This is a genomic window from Nonomuraea sp. NPDC050733, assembly GCF_040654215.1.
GTDB lineage: Bacteria > Actinomycetota > Actinomycetes > Streptosporangiales > Streptosporangiaceae > Nonomuraea.
Genome location: NZ_JBFAHO010000034.1, coordinates 49,373 through 63,576, shown reverse-complemented (window position 1 = coordinate 63,576; position 14,204 = coordinate 49,373). Strand labels below are relative to the sequence as shown.

Sequence of the window (14,204 nt, the reverse complement as noted above, 5' to 3'; positions counted from 1 at the left end):
CTCCCTCCTGAACACTCGTCCCCCTCGAAACGGAGCTCCTCCCATGGCCATGCCCCTCTCCACCACCGCCACCGCCACCGCCACGATCGCCGAAGCCGGGCTCGCCCCCGTCGCCGAGCGGCCGCGCCGCGTCCTCATCTCCACCGACACCTATCCGCCCGACGTGAACGGCACGGCGTACTTCACCCACCGCCTGGCCACCGGCCTGGCCGCGCGCGGCAACGAGGTGCACGTGATCTGCCAGTCGGACGCCGGCCCGGCCGGCGCGGACGTGGTCGACGGCGTCATCGTCCACCGGCTGCGCTCCGCCCCGCTGCTCGTCCATCCCACGATGCGGGTCACGGTCCCCACCCGCCTGGACCGGCTGATGGACTCCATCGACCCCGACGTGCTGCACAGCCAGGGCCACTTCGTGGTGGGGCGCGCCGCCATCGCCGCCGCCCGCCGCCGCGGGGTGCCGGTCGTCGCCACCAACCACTTCATGCCCGACAACCTCTTCCAGTTCGGCCACATCCCCGCCGGGCTGCGTGAGCGCGCGGGCCGGCTCGCCTGGCGCGACTTCAACCGGGTCTTCCGCCGGGCCGACCGCGTCACCACGCCCACGCCGCTGGCCGCCGGGCTGCTGCGCGATCAGGGATTCACGGGCGACGTCGAGCCGGTGTCGTGCGGCATCGACCTGGCCCGCTTCCACCCCCACAGCGAGCCGAAGCAGTGGGCGCGCAAGCTGTTCGACCTGCCGGACCGGCCCACCGTGCTGTTCGTCGGCCGTCTGGACGAGGAGAAGCACCTCGGCGAGCTGGTGCGGGCGCTGCCGTACGTGCTCAACGCCACCGACGCGCAGGTGGCGCTGGTCGGCCGCGGCAACCAGCGCGAGGAGATGGAGCGCCTGGCCGGCCGGATCGGTGTGGCCGAGCGGGTGCGCTTCCTCGGGTTCGTGCCGGACGAGAGCATGCCGCAGGCGTTCGCGGCGGCCGACGTGTTCGCCATGCCGGGCGTGGCGGAGCTGCAGAGCATCGCGACGCTGGAGGCGATGGCCACCGGGCTGCCCGTGGTCGCCGCGAACGCGATGGCGCTGCCGCACCTGGTGAACGGCAACGGCTACCTGTTCGAGCCCGGCGACGTCATAGGGCTGGCGGGCCACCTGACCGCCATCCTCACCGACGGCGAGCTGCGCGCCCGCCTCGGCCGGACCAGCCGCGAGCTCGCCCAGACGCACGACCACCAGGTGTCGCTGGCCCGCTTCGAGCAGATCTATGACGAGGTGACGCGATGAGCGAGCCGTCCCGGGCGACGCTCGGCGGGGCCGTGGCGGCCACGGTCGCCGCCGCCGGGGCGCTGGCCTACACGGAGGTGGCGCTGCCCGCGCAGCCGCTGGTCAGCGACTACGCCCTGGTGCCCGGGGGGACGATCCCGGTGCTGGGCGGCATGCTGGCCCTGGCCGGGGCCTGCGTCTTCCTGGCGTACGGGCTGGCGCAGCGCGAGCCGTCCCGCTCCGCCGCCACCCGGGTGCTGCTGGTGGCCGCGGCGGGCGGCCTGATGCTGGGCGCGGTCTTCCCGACCGATCCGGCCGCCTCGGAGATCTCCTCGATGGCCGGCGAGATCCACCGGTGGGCGTCCGCCGTCGTCTTCACCGCCCTGCCGGTCGCCGGCTGGACCCTGGCCCGTGACGCCTCGGCGCCGCGGCGGCGTCCGGGCCCGCACCTCTCCGGCGCGTCCCGCTGGAACGCCGTCCGGGCCCTGAGCGTCACGTCCGCGCTGGTGCTGGCCGCGTTCCTGGCCGCCCACCCGGCCTCCTTCCTGTCGCCGCTGATCGGCGGCGACGCCTACTACGGGCTGCTCGAACGGGGGCTGGTGGTGTCGGAGATCGCCCTCGTCGCCCTCATGGCGCTGGCCGCGGCCCGCCGCGAGCGCACCGCCGTCCCGGACAACGCGTCCTCCCTGACCTCCTCGCCGGCTGAGCCCGCCCTTCCCGAGCCCGTCCTCCCCCGTGTCCCCGAGACCGGACGTGACCGCGGCGGGAGCGTGGCGGCCTGACCTCTCCGGCGTCCCCAGGCCCGCGGCATGCTTCGGCCGTGGTCGAAGGATTCCGCGCCTAACGTGGAGCGCATGGTCATCACACGTCACGCCGAGGCACGGGCAGTGCTCGAGGACACCCGGTACGTCCCGCCGCCCGTGCGCCAGGACGCGCCGCCGTACACGCTGGGCCGGCTCAGGGCGCAGGTGTCGCGGTTCAGCAGCGGCGAGACGCACGCGGAGCGGCGCCGGGCCCTGGAGGAGCGGCTGGCGGAGCTCGACCCGGCCGCGCTGCGGAGGCGGGCCCGCGAGGCGACGCTGGAGCGGGGAGGCGAGTGGAAGGGCGTGCCCACGCAGGTGCTGGCCGCCGCTCTCGGAGTCCGCGCACCGGTCCCGCTGGTGGAGGCGGTCGCCGCCGGCTACCTGTCCGGCGAGGAGAGTCCCGAGGCGGACGCGGCGGTGGCCGAGCTGACCGGGCTGCTCGGCGACGGGCCGTCCGCGATCACGGACCTGACGCTGTTGCTCCAGGCCCACGCCGCCACCGAGGGACTCATCGCGAACGCCCTCACCCACCGCGAACCCGCCGGCGTCGAAGGCCTGCTGCGCGAGACGCTGCGCCACGACCCGCCGCTCAGAGCCACCCGCCGGGTCGACCGGGCAACCGGTGAGGAGATCGTCATCGACCTCGTCGCCGCCAACCGCGACCCCGCCGTGTTCGCCGACCCGGAGCGCTTCGACGCCTCCAGGGACGAGAGCCCGCATCTGACGTTCGGCCACGGCGTGCGGCCCTGCCCGGCCTCGGCCCACGCGCTCGCGCTCGCGGCGGGCGTCCTCGACGCCCTCCGCCCCGCGCCCACCGCCCCCGCGGCGTCCCCGGCCCCGTCGCCCGCTTCCGCGCCTAAGGAGAACTCGTGAGCTTCCGCGACCTGCACCGGCCCGGCGACCCGCTGCTGCTGCCCAACGCCTGGGACTACGGCTCCGCCGCCGCGCTCGCCGCCCAGGGGTTCGCCGCGATCGGCACCACCAGCCTCGGCGTGGCCGCCGTGCACGGCCGGCCGGACGCCGCGGGTGCCACCCGCGCGGAGACCGTCGAGCTGGCCCGGCAGATGTCGGGCCTCGACGTCATGGTGACCGTGGACATCGAGGGCGGCTTCAGCGACGACCCGGCCCAGGTGTCGGACCTGGTGGCGTCGCTGGCGGCGCTCGGCGTGGCCGGGGTGAACCTGGAGGACGGCCGGCCCGACGGGACGCTCCGCCCCATGGCCCTTCAGCAGCAGATCATCGAGGCCGCGCTGGGCCACGGGGTGTTCGTCAACGCCCGTACCGACACGTGCTGGCTCAGGACGGGCGACACGCTGGAGCGCGTGCGCGCCTACGGGCACGCGGACGGCATCTTCGTCCCCGGGCTCGGCGACCCTGGCGAGATCGCCGAGGTGGTCGCCGCCACGCCGCTGCCGCTCAACGTCCTTTACCAGCCCGGCGGGCCGTCGCTGGCACGCCTGGCCGAGGCGGGCGTGGCGCGGGTCAGCACGGGGTCGCTGCTCTACCGCGCCTCCCTGCAGGGGGCGCTGGCCGCGGTGCTGGCCGTGCAGGGGCGGCCGAGCCCGCCCGTGCCGTCGTACGCGGACGTCACCGCGATGCTCCCGCGGTCCTGACGCCCCGTCGGAGACCGGCCACGGCCGGTCGGCCGGTTCTGACGAGCCCCGCCGTCGCCGGGTCCGGCCGCGATAATCGGGGTATGCGCTTCGAGATCCTTGGCCCGGCGCGGGTCGTGGGCGAGGACCGGGAGCCGGTTCCGCTCGGCGGTCCCCGCCTGCGGGCGCTGCTCGCGCTCCTGGCGCTCGACGCGGGCCGGGTCGTCGGAGCGGACCTGCTGGTCGACGGCCTGTACGGAGAGCGCCCCCCGGAGGGCGTGGCGAACGCGCTGCAGTCCCAGGTGTCGCGGCTGCGCCGGGCCCTCGGCAGGGAGCGGGTGGAGTTCCACCCGGCGGGCTACCGGCTGGTGGCGGACCCGGAGGACGTGGACGCCCGCCGCTTCGCGCGGCTCGCCGCCGAGGGCAGGCGGGCGCTCGCCGCCGGGGACGCCCGCCGCGCGGCCGAGCTGTTGCACGAGGCCCTGGGCCTGTGGCGGGGCAGGCCCCTGGCCGACGTCCCGCACGCCGGGCCCGCCGCCGCCGGGCTGGAGGAGCTGCGGCTGGCGGCCACCGAGGACCGCATCCAGGCCGACCTGGAGCTGGGGCGGCACCGGGAGCTGGTGGCCGAGCTGCGCCGGCTCACCGCCGCCCATCCGCTGCGCGAGCGGCCGCACTCCCAGCTCATGCGCGCCCTGTACGGCGGCGGGCGGCAGGCGGAGGCGCTGAACGCGTACGAGCAGGCCAGGCGGGTCCTCGATGACGAGCTGGGCGTCGAGCCCGGCCCCGAGCTGTCGGCCACGCACCTGGCCGTCCTGCGGGGCGACCTGTCCCTGACGCCGGGCCGCCCGGTGGCCGGAGGGATGCGCGCCGGAGAGGCACGCGTCGCCGAGGCGGGCGTCGAGGAGGGGGGCGAGGCCGGAGGGGGACGGCGGCATGGGGTGCGGGCGCAGCTCACCAGCTTCGTGGGCCGGTCCGAGGAGCTGCGCCAGGTCGGCGCGTACCTGCGGGAGGCGCGGCTCGTCACCCTGGTCGGCGCGGGCGGCGCCGGCAAGACGCGGCTGGCCCAGGAGGCCGCCGGCCGTGCGGACGGCGACGTCTGCGTCGTGCAGCTCGCGCCGCTGGCGGTCGGCGGGGACGTCCCGAAGGCGGTGCTGGCGGCCCTGGGCGTGCGCGACCCGCTGCTGTCCGGCCCGGGGCGCCCGGCCGGTGACCCGGTCGCCCGGCTGGTGGCCGCGCTGGCGGGCCGGGACCTGCTGCTCGTCCTCGACAACTGCGAGCACCTCGTCGAGGCCGCCGCCGAGCTGGCCGACGCGCTGCTGGCCGCCTGTCCGGCGCTGCGGGTGCTGGCGACGAGCCGCGAGGCGCTCGGCATCACGGGCGAGCGGGTGCTGCCCGTGGCGCCGCTGAGTCTGCCGCCGCCCGGCGCGTCCGGCCTGCTCGGCCGGCCCGACGACCTGCTCGGCTACCCGGCCGTCCGGCTGTTCGCCGACCGGGCGGCGGCGGTGCGGCCCGGCTTCGCCGTGGACGTGGCCAACGCGGCGGCGGTGGCGGGCGTGTGCCGGGCGCTCGACGGGCTGCCGCTGGCGATCGAGCTGGCCGCGGCCCGGCTGCGCACGATCAGCCTGGAGGACGTCGCGGCGCGGCTGGACGACAGGTTCCGCCTGCTGGCGAAGGGCAGCCGTACCGCGCTGCCCCGGCACCAGACGCTGCGCGGCGTGGTCGCGTGGAGCTGGGACCTGCTCGGCGAGAGCGAGCAGCGGCTGGCCAGGCGGCTGGCCGTGTTCGCCGGTGGCGCGACCCCCGAGGCCGCCGAGCGGGTGTGCGGGGTTGCCGAGGACGTGCTGTTCGCGCTGGCCGACAAGTCGTTGGTCGAGGTCGTGGACGGGCGTTACCGGATGCTGGAGACGATCCGGGCCTTCTGCGCCGAGCGGCTGGCCGAGGCGGGTGAGACCGAGGAGGTGCGCGCCGCCCACGCCGCGTACTACCTGGACCTGGCGCTCACCGCCGACCGGCACGTGCGCCGGGCCGAGCAGCTCGCCTGGCTGGCCCGGCTCGACGCGGAGAGCGGCGACCTCGACGCGGCCGTGCGCTGGGCCGCCGAGACGGGCCACACCGAGCTGGGCCTGCGGCTGCTGGCGGCCGCGGCCTGCTACTGGTGGATGCGGGGACACCGGCTGACCTGCGCGGAGCTGGCCCGGGCGGTGCTGGCCGCGGCGCCCGCGCGGGCGCCCGAGGGGCTGGAGGAGGAGTACGGGATGTGCGTCCTCGTCGCCGCGTGGGGCGGCGAGCCGGACGCGGCGCTCCGGGCGCGGCTGTCGGAGCTGCGGCGGCTGCTGCCGCCGGAGCGCCTGCCCGCGCGCGTGGAGTTCCTCACCCTGGTGCTGCCGATGTTCGTCGGGCCGCCGCCCAAGGACGTGGAAGGGTTGCGAGCGCTCTGGGCCGGCGCCGGGCAGTCGATGACGCCCTGGACGCTGGCGCTGTCACACTGCGGGATCGCGCTGGTCGAGCAGCTCGCGGGCCGCCTGGACGAGGCGAGGACGGAGTTCGAGCAGGCGCTGACCGCCTTCCGGGAGCTGGGCGAGCGCTGGGGGACGACCCTGGTGCTGTCCGGGCTCGGGGACCTGGCGTTCGCGCAGGGCGACTACGTCACCGTGTACGAGCTGGCCGGGCAGGCGCTGGAGACGGCACGTGAGCTGGGCGCGGTGCCGGACGTGGCGCAGAGCCTGTGCCTGCGCGCGGACGCGGCGCTGCGGCTGGGCGATCCCCAGGGCGCGCGGGCCGGGTACGAGCGCGCGGACGAGCTGGCGCGGCGGGTGGCCTCCAGCGAGACGACGGCCCGGGCTCAGGTGGGGCTCGGGGAGGTGGCGATGCGGCGGGGCGACCTCGCCGAGGCGCGGGCCCGCATGGAGCAGGCGCTGGCCGAGTGCCCCCACGGCTGGTACAGCGCCGAGGACACCCGGGCCCGCGTCCTCGCGAGCCTGGCGGAGCTGAGCGAGCTGGAGCGGTCGCCGGCCCGCCGTGCCACGTGACGGAGGGCGCCGAGGCGGCGGGTGGGCGGCTCAGGGGGCGGCGCCGGCCGGGCAGGTGTGGGCGCGGACGGGGGTGAGGAGGTGCAGGCGGCGGCCGATCGTCCGGGCCAGCCCTTCGATGGTCTGGATGCCCTGTCCCTCGCCGGCCTGCTGGTCGGTCTGCACCGACAGGAGCAGGTCGCGGCCGGCGCCGGTGATGCGGCCGTAGCTGGTGACGGCCCACGTGTTGTGCACGAACGGCCGCGGCGTCCAGCCGTTCTTGAGCGCCACCCGGTCGTGCGGGCGGGCGGCGGCGCTGACGCCCCACGCCTGGTCCGGCTGGACGCGGCCCATCAGGCCGAGAATCGTCCGGCGGGCCGGCGGGCCGAGGCCCCTGCCGCCGTCGACGAGGAGCCTGAGCAGGCGGAGCCGGTCGGCGGGGCTGGTGGTCGTGCCGCCCCAGTACCTGCTCGGTCCCGGCACGGTCTCGCGCAGGCCGACCCGGCGATAGAAGGCGCTCATGCCCTCGCCCGCGCCGACCCGCGCCCACAGCGCGTCGGCGGCCAGGTTGTCGCTCTCCCTGATCATGCGGGAGGCGAGGTCCTGCTCTCCGGCGTCCAGGCTCGGGCGGCGCAGCATCAGCGCGGTCAGGATGTCCACCTTGACGCCGCTGGCGGTGATGAGGTCGTGCTGGTGCTCCCCCTGGCCCAGCCGGACGCCCGTCACCAGGTCGTGCGCGGCGAACACCACCCGCCCCGGGCGTCCGGCCAGGTAGCGGCGCAGGTCGGCCTCCAGCTCGGCGCGGGCCGCAGCGCCCGCCACGGGGTCGGGAAGCATGAGCAGGCACCGTGCGGCCCGGACCCGCTCGCCGGCCGGCTCGGCCACCGGCGGCAGGATCGTCGTCGGCTGGTCCTCGCAGCCGGCGAACCACGGCGGACCGAGCAGCAGCATGGCAGCCGCGGACCACATGACGCGCACACGCCCCACCCCCTGTGACATCAAACGGGGGTTCAGACGGTTTTCTCCCCGCGCGCCCGCCTCGTCACACCTCCTGCCGCTCCACGGCAGAAGCGCTCAGAGGTGGGCGTCGAGGAACGCGGCGGTGGCCTCCACGGCCTGGGTGACGTAGGGCTCCTCGTCGTAGAGGTCGATGTGCCGCTTGGCGTCCAGCCAGACCAGCTTCTTCGGCTCGTCCAGCCGCCGGTACGCCTCCTCGGCGCCCTCGGGCGAGCAGAACCGGTCGACGACTCCGTGGACGATCAGCGCGGGCTTGGGCGACAGGAAGTCGGCGCCCATCATGTTGTCCACGGTGATCAGCTCGCGCACGCTGGCCCGCGTGACCTCGTTGGACCAGTGCGGGGACGCGCCGCGCGCGCTGCCGTAGTAGGCGTACGGCTCGTCGCCGGGCATGGCGGCCTCCCCCTCCTGCGCCACGGCCGGGAGGTACTCGACCGGCCCGCCGAGGTCCTGCCGCTCCAGGGTCTCCCCCAGACCGGCCAGCGCCGCCTGGTAGTCCATGCCGGACCGCATCGTGTACGGGTTGTTGTACGCCCCGGCGATCCCGGCGAAGACCTTCACCCGAGGCTCGAAAGCCGCAAATTTAAGGGCATATCCGGCACCAAGGCAGATGCCCACGGCCCCGATCCGCTCCCCGTCCACCTCCGGCCGCGACCGCAGCAGCGACACCGCCGCCCGCAGGTCGTGCAGCTTGCCCTGCGGGTCCTCGTGCCGCCGGGGCCGGCCGCCGGACTCGCCCCAGTTGCGGTGGTCGAAGGCCAGGGTGACGTACCCGAGGCGGGTCAGCCGCTCCGCGTACAGCCCGGTCACCTGGTCCCGCACCCCGGTGAAGGGACCGGTGAGCACCAGCCCCGGACGCGGCCCCTCGACCTCCGGCACCCTCAGCTCGCCGGCCAGCGTGACGTCGTCGGCCTGGAAGTCGATTCTCATGCCCCCAGTGTGCGGGCCGCGGGGATCGTCCGCGGCCCGCACAGCGCGCGGATCAGGAGTCGAAGCCCAGCCCCATCCGGTCGAGGGCGCGCAGCCACAGGTTGCGCCGGCCCTCGTGCCGGTCGGCCTGCGCGATCGACCAGCGGGTGAACTGGATCACCCCCGACCGCATCGGCTCCGGCGGGAACGGCACCGGCTTCTCCTTGACCATGCGCAGCTCGGTCCGCTCCGTGCGCTCGCCCGACAGCAGGTCCAGCATCACGTTGGCGCCGAAGCGGGTGGCTCCCACGCCCATGCCGGTGTAGCCGGCCGCGTACGCGAGCCGGCCGCCGTGCGCCTGCCCGTAGAAGGCGCTGAACCGGCTGCACGTGTCGATCACGCCGCCCCAGCGGTGCGTGAAGCGCACCCCCGCGAGCTGCGGGAACGTGGCGAAGAAGTGCCGCGCCAGCGTGGCGAACGTCTCGTCGCGCTGGTCGTACTCCGGCTTGACCAGGCCCCCGTTGTAGTAGACGGCGTCGTAGCCGCCCCACAGGATCCGGTTGTCCTCGGTGAGCCGGTAGTAGTGGAACCGGTTGGCCGAGTCGCCGACGCCCTGCCGGTTGCCCCAGCCGAGGGCGCCGAGCTGGGACGGGGTGAGCGGCTCGGTCATCAGCGCGTAGTCGTAGACCGGCACCACGAAGTGCTTGAGCCGCCGCAGCAGCGGCGGGAACACCCCGGTGCCGAGCGCGACCCGGCGCCCGGTGGCGACGCCGTGCGGAGTGCGCAGGCCGATCGTGACGCCGTCGTCGTCCAGCGAGCGCACCGGGCTGCGCTCGTACACGCGGACGCCGAGCCGCAGGCACGCCTCCCGCAGTCCCCACGCCAGCCGGGCGGGGTCGAGCATGGCGCAGCCCCTGCGGTCCCACAGGCCGGCCAGGTAGGTGGGCGAGTCCAGCTCGGCCCGCACCTGGTCGCGGTCCATCGGGACGTAGTCGAGGCCGAGATCGGCGATGACGTCGAGATGCTCGTTCAGGCTCTCCAGTTGCCAGGGCTCGGTGGCGACGTTCAGCTCACCGGTGCGCTCGAAGGCGCAGTCGATGCCGTAACGTCCCAGGGTCGCCTCGATCTCGTCGAGGTTGTCCACGCCCAGCCGTTCCAGCCGGTCGATCTCGTCCGGCCAGCGCTCCAGCCCGTTGGCCAGGCCATGGGTGAGGGTCGCCATGCAGAACCCGCCGTTGCGGCCGGAGGCCGCCCAGCCGATCCTGCGCCCCTCCAGCAGGACGACGTCCTGCCCGGGGTCACGCTCCTTGGCCATCAGGGCGGTCCACAGCCCCGAGAAGCCTCCGCCGACGACGACCAGGTCGGCGCTCGTGTGTCCGAAGAGCCGCGGCAGCGGCTCGGGTCTGGCCGGGGTGTCCAGCCAGTACGGCTTGCGCTCCGCGTCAGCAAGCGCCTTCAGCGGATCCACAAATCCCACTTCCCTACGAAAGTCAGAGTTCTATGAAAAATTGCGGGATCTCAAAGGGGTGATCACGCGCGGGTTCCCCCCGCCGGTATCCGATCTCGCCTCCCTGTTCTTGGCCGGAGTACGCCGAACCCCCCGCGGAGCCGCGGGGGGAAGCCTGGTGGAACGGTGGGTCAGGTACGGCGGCGGGCCGCGACCGCGTTGGCGATCGCGATGAGCACGCCGATTCCGAAGATCAACGTGCCCATGACGTTGACCTGGGGCGGGATGCCCGTCTTCACCGACCCGATGATCCACAGCGGGAAGGTGATGGTGGAGCCGTTGACGAAGCTGGTCACCACGTAGTCGTCGATCGACAGCGCGAAGGCCAGCATGGCGCCCGCCAGCACGCCGGGCAGCACGGCCGGCAGCGTGACCTGCCGGAAGGTGCCCCAGCCCGTGGCGCCGAGGTCCCGGGCCGCCTCCTCCAGCGACGGGTCGAGGGTGACGACCCTGGCCCGCACGGTGACGGTGACGAAGGACAGCGAGAACAGCACGTGCGCGATGATGATCGAGCCGGCGTCGCGCGGCAGGTTCGCGGAGACGAACAGCGACAGCAGCGACGCCCCCATGACCAGCTCGGGCGTGGAGATGGCGGCGAAGACGAGGAAGTTCGTCACCCCGCGCCCGCGGAAGCGGTGGCGGCCGAGCGCGAGGCCCAGCATGGTGCCGATGACGACGGTGATGACCGTGCTCGCGACCGCGACGGTGAGGGAGTTCTTCAGCGCCGTGGTCAGGTCGGAGATGCCGAACAGCTCGTGGTACCAGCGGAGCGTGAAGCCCTGCCAGCTCGTGTTCGACTTGCTCTTCTTGTCGTTGAACCCGAACAGGATCATCACGGCGATCGGCGACGACAGCCAGACGATGATCAGCCAGGTGTAGGCGTGCAGCAGGCGGTCGCCGATCCGCCGCCGTGGCCCGGCCGTCCGGATGGCGCTCATCGGGCCGCCGCCTCGAGGACGTTCTCGGTGCCGAGCGCCCGGGCGTAGATGAAGATCCCGACCAGCAGCACCGCCATGAGCGTGAACGACAGCGCCGAGGCCGTCGGGTAGTCGAGGTTCGTGAGGTACTCGGTCTGGATGATGTTGCCGATCATGGTGTTGCCGGTGCCGCCGAGCACCTGGGCGTTGACCGGGTCGGCCGTGGCCGGCACGAAGGTCATGAGCACCCCGGCGAACACCCCGGGCAGCGACAGCGGCAGCACCACCCGCCGGAAGGCCGCCGTCCGGGAGGCGTACAGGTCCTGGGCGGCCTCGACGACCCGCGGGTCCACCCGCTCCAGCGCCACGTAGATCGGCAGGATCATGAACGGCAGGAAGTTGTACGTCAGCCCGCCCACCACGGCCACCGTGGTGGCCAGCACGTGGAACTCCGGTGGCAGCAGCCCCCAGCCCTTCAGGGTGCCGAAGACGATCCCGTCGTCGGCCAGCAGGAACCCCCACGAGATGGTCCGCAGCACGAACGACACGAAGAACGGCAGCAGCAGCAGGAACAGGTACACGGACTTGCGGCTGCCGCCCTTGAAGGCGATCCAGTACGCCACCGGGTAACCGATGACCAGCATCGCCACCGTGGCCAGGCCGCCGTACCAGAGGGACCGGACGAGCTGGGTGCTGTACCTGCTCAGCGCGTCGGAGTAGTTGGAGAAGCTGAACGTCATCGCGAAGCCGTCGATGGCGTTGCCGGTCTGCAGCGACACCGAGGCCATCGCGGCCAGCGGCACCACCAGGAAGACCGCCAGCCACATCCAGCTCGGCAGCGCGAGCAGGTAGGGAGTCAGCCGCTTCATCGTCTACGCCTGGGTGATCGACTGGAAGATCGGGTTGAACACCTGCTCCTGCTGGGTGGTGAGCTTGGTGTAGGAGCGGAGCTTGGCGTAGTCCGCCTCCGAGGGGAACATGAGGGGGCTGTCCACCATCTCCTCCAGCGCCTTCTTGTCCTCGCCGGTGGCCTTGGCGGCCTTCTCCTTGAGGAGGTCCTGCACGGCGGGCACCGGGGTGACGAACTGGATGAACTCGTCCAGCTCGGCGGCGACAGCCAGCTGGTAGAGGAAGTCCATGAGCATGAGCGCGTCGACCGGGTTGGCGGCGCCCTTCGGGATGAGCATGTTGTCGGTCCAGATGGTGCCCCCTTCCTCGGGCACCACGAACTTGACGGGCTCACCGGCGAGCTGGCGCTGGAAGACGTCGCCGGACCACGCCATGGTCAGCCAGACGTCGCCCTTGGACACCGCATCGATGTACGACTGGTCGTAGTACTTGCGGACGATCCCGGCGTCGCGCTGCGCCTTGAGCTTGTCCCCGGCCTTCTTCCAGTCGGCCTCGGAGGAGTTCTCCGGGTCGATGCCGAGGGAGATCATGCCGAAGTTGGCGATCTCCTGGGCGTCGCCCATCATGCCGACCCGGCCCTTGTACTTCGGGTCGAACAGCGCCTCGATGCTGGTGATGTCGTCCTTGACGTACTTGGTGTTGTACGCGATCCCGGTCACGCCCGAGGTGTACGGGACCGTGTAGGTGCTGCCCGGGTCGTAGGCGCGGTTCTTGTACTTGTCGCCGGCGTTGGCCGCGAAGTTCGGCAGCTTGGAGTGGTCCAGGGCGACGCAGTAGCCGAGGTCGATCATGTGCTGGAGTTGGACGCCGTTGGTCATGACGACGATGTCGTAACCGAGCGACTGCCCGGCCCGCAGCACCGGGTCGGCCTTGCCGAAGAACTCCGCATTCTCCTGGATGACCTCCTTGTACTGGTAGGAGATCCCGGTCTCGCTCTGGAACTTCTTCAGCGGCGCCTGGTCCTCGGGCATGTACTCGGGCCAGTTGGCGAACACCACGCGGCCGTGCTTGGTCTGCTGGGCCCAGTAGTCCTTGACCGCGTCGGCCTTCGGCGGCGCCGCCTTCTGACCCTGCACGCCGCAGGCGGCCAGCGCCAGTCCGGCGGCCGACAGGCCCGCGAGGCGGAAGGCGTCGCGACGGGTACGGGGCCGGGTCATGCCCCTCAGCAGGGCGGGGTCGTGCTGGTGGTCCATGGGGTGGTTCAACTTCCTATCGCGTAAGAGTGCTGCGCCGGCCACGACAGCCAGACCGGGTCGCCCCGCTCGGCCGTGGTCGTCGCGTCGTGCGCGTTCTGCTGGAACACCGTGACCTCGGCCCCGTCCCCGACGCGCACGGCGTAGCTGTTGTAGGTGCCCAGGTAGACCACCTCGCTGACGGTCCCCGGCACGACGCTCACGTCGCCGTCCGGCTTGTCCAGGGTGATGGTGATCTTCTCCGGCCGGACGGTGAGGGTGACGTCCCCGTCCCGGTCCGGCACGAGGACCCGGCCCCCGCCGACCTCCAGGACCCCGCCGGCCGCGGTGCCGGTGAGCAGGTTGGAGGTGCCGATGAAGCCGGCGACGAACGCGGTGGCCGGCCGCTCGTAGATCTCCCTCGGCCCGCCGAGCTGCTCGACCAGCCCGTCGTTCATGACGGCGATCCGGTCGCTCATGGTGAGCGCCTCGTTCTGGTCATGGGTGACGTACACGAAGGTGATGCCGACCTCGCGCTGGATCCGCTTGAGCTCGATCTGCATGGCCTGGCGGAGCTTGAGGTCGAGCGCGCCGAGCGGCTCGTCGAGCAGGAGCGCCCGCGGCCGGTTGACCAGGGCGCGGGCCAGTGCGACCCGTTGCTGCTGGCCGCCCGACATCTCCCGCGGCCGGCGCTTCTCCCTGCCGGTCAGGTCGACGATCTCCAGCATCTCGCCGACCCGCCGCCTGATCTCCTCCTGCGGCGTGCGCCGCTGCTTGAGGCCGAACGCCACGTTGTCCCACACGTTCATGTGCGGGAACAGCGCGTACGACTGGAAGACCATGTTGACGTCACGCTTGTTCGGCGGGACGTTCGTGACGTCGTTGCCGTGCAGCCTGACCACGCCGCTCGACGGCTCCTCGAAGCCGGCGATCATCCGCATGGTCGTGGTCTTGCCGCACCCGGACGGGCCGAGCAGGGAGAAGAACTCCCCTTCGGCGATGCCGAGCGTGACACCCTTCACCGCCTGGACGACCTCGCCGTGCGAGAGGTACTCCTTGACGACGCCGTCGAGTTCGATCGCGTTCAGCTCGGCCATGTTCCGGATCTGTCCTTGTCG

General features: G+C 73.3%; 12 protein-coding genes. 5 read left to right on the top strand and 7 right to left on the bottom strand.

Going from position 1 to position 14,204, the window contains the following annotated elements:
* Positions 1-43 precede the first annotated feature (43 nt).
* From AB0H64_RS34970 to AB0H64_RS34950, 5 genes are all read left to right on the top strand, one after another.
* A complete protein-coding gene (locus AB0H64_RS34970) occupies positions 44-1,273 on the top strand; it encodes a glycosyltransferase (RefSeq protein ID WP_357633229.1) in 1,230 nt (409 codons plus the stop codon).
* Positions 1,270-2,034 carry a DUF998 domain-containing protein gene (locus AB0H64_RS34965; RefSeq protein ID WP_357633227.1) on the top strand — a complete coding sequence of 255 codons (765 nt, stop codon included), beginning with the start codon at positions 1,270-1,272 and terminating at the stop codon, positions 2,032-2,034. Before AB0H64_RS34970 ends, AB0H64_RS34965 begins: the two co-directional genes overlap by 4 nt.
* A 72-nt stretch (positions 2,035-2,106) precedes the next feature.
* Positions 2,107-2,928 (top strand): cytochrome P450, encoded by an 822-nt coding sequence (locus AB0H64_RS34960; RefSeq protein ID WP_357633224.1) that lies wholly within the window; start codon positions 2,107-2,109, stop codon positions 2,926-2,928.
* Positions 2,925-3,668, top strand: coding sequence for an isocitrate lyase/phosphoenolpyruvate mutase family protein (locus tag AB0H64_RS34955; protein WP_357633221.1), 744 nt, complete (start codon positions 2,925-2,927; stop codon positions 3,666-3,668). The genes AB0H64_RS34960 and AB0H64_RS34955 overlap by 4 nt, the downstream gene beginning before the upstream one ends.
* An 83-nt stretch (positions 3,669-3,751) precedes the next feature.
* A complete protein-coding gene (locus AB0H64_RS34950; protein WP_357633218.1) occupies positions 3,752-6,676 on the top strand; it encodes a BTAD domain-containing putative transcriptional regulator in 2,925 nt (974 codons plus the stop codon).
* 30 nt (positions 6,677-6,706) lie between these two features.
* Here AB0H64_RS34950 and AB0H64_RS34945 read toward each other — a convergent pair whose 3' ends face one another.
* The 7 genes from AB0H64_RS34945 to AB0H64_RS34915 all read right to left on the bottom strand — a co-directional run bounded on the left by AB0H64_RS34945 (position 6,707) and on the right by AB0H64_RS34915 (position 14,183).
* Entirely contained in the window at positions 6,707-7,624 is a 918-nt protein-coding gene (locus tag AB0H64_RS34945; protein WP_357633298.1) for a serine hydrolase, read from the bottom strand.
* Between the two features lie 105 nt (positions 7,625-7,729).
* Positions 7,730-8,602, bottom strand: coding sequence for an alpha/beta hydrolase (locus tag AB0H64_RS34940; protein ID WP_357633215.1), 873 nt, complete (start codon positions 8,600-8,602; stop codon positions 7,730-7,732).
* 52 nt (positions 8,603-8,654) lie between these two features.
* Positions 8,655-10,049 (bottom strand): FAD-dependent oxidoreductase, encoded by a 1,395-nt coding sequence (locus tag AB0H64_RS34935; RefSeq protein WP_357633295.1) that lies wholly within the window; start codon positions 10,047-10,049, stop codon positions 8,655-8,657.
* 170 nt (positions 10,050-10,219) lie between these two features.
* Positions 10,220-11,026, bottom strand: coding sequence for an ABC transporter permease (locus AB0H64_RS34930; RefSeq protein WP_357633212.1), 807 nt, complete (start codon positions 11,024-11,026; stop codon positions 10,220-10,222).
* On the bottom strand, positions 11,023-11,874 hold the full coding sequence (locus tag AB0H64_RS34925) for an ABC transporter permease (protein WP_357633209.1): 852 nt from the start codon (positions 11,872-11,874) through the stop codon (positions 11,023-11,025). Before AB0H64_RS34925 ends, AB0H64_RS34930 begins: the two co-directional genes overlap by 4 nt.
* 3 nt (positions 11,875-11,877) lie before the next feature.
* Entirely contained in the window at positions 11,878-13,107 is a 1,230-nt protein-coding gene (locus AB0H64_RS34920; RefSeq protein WP_357633206.1) for a spermidine/putrescine ABC transporter substrate-binding protein, read from the bottom strand.
* A gap of 8 nt (positions 13,108-13,115) precedes the next feature.
* The gene (locus AB0H64_RS34915; protein ID WP_357633203.1) at positions 13,116-14,183 is read right to left on the bottom strand and encodes an ABC transporter ATP-binding protein; all 1,068 of its coding nucleotides are present in this window, start codon (positions 14,181-14,183) and stop codon (positions 13,116-13,118) included.
* Positions 14,184-14,204 lie beyond the last annotated feature (21 nt).

Coding starts and splice junctions, on each gene's coding strand:
- AB0H64_RS34970 (WP_357633229.1), top strand. CDS start 44: ATGGCCATGCCCCTCTCCACCACCGCCACCGCCACCGCCACGATCGCC.
- AB0H64_RS34965 (WP_357633227.1), top strand. CDS start 1,270: ATGAGCGAGCCGTCCCGGGCGACGCTCGGCGGGGCCGTGGCGGCCACG.
- AB0H64_RS34960 (WP_357633224.1), top strand. CDS start 2,107: ATGGTCATCACACGTCACGCCGAGGCACGGGCAGTGCTCGAGGACACC.
- AB0H64_RS34950 (WP_357633218.1), top strand. CDS start 3,752: ATGCGCTTCGAGATCCTTGGCCCGGCGCGGGTCGTGGGCGAGGACCGG.
- AB0H64_RS34945 (WP_357633298.1), bottom strand. CDS start 7,624: ATGTGGTCCGCGGCTGCCATGCTGCTGCTCGGTCCGCCGTGGTTCGCC.
- AB0H64_RS34940 (WP_357633215.1), bottom strand. CDS start 8,602: ATGAGAATCGACTTCCAGGCCGACGACGTCACGCTGGCCGGCGAGCTG.
- AB0H64_RS34930 (WP_357633212.1), bottom strand. CDS start 11,026: ATGAGCGCCATCCGGACGGCCGGGCCACGGCGGCGGATCGGCGACCGC.
- AB0H64_RS34925 (WP_357633209.1), bottom strand. CDS start 11,874: ATGAAGCGGCTGACTCCCTACCTGCTCGCGCTGCCGAGCTGGATGTGG.
- AB0H64_RS34920 (WP_357633206.1), bottom strand. CDS start 13,107: ATGGACCACCAGCACGACCCCGCCCTGCTGAGGGGCATGACCCGGCCC.
- AB0H64_RS34915 (WP_357633203.1), bottom strand. CDS start 14,183: ATGGCCGAGCTGAACGCGATCGAACTCGACGGCGTCGTCAAGGAGTAC.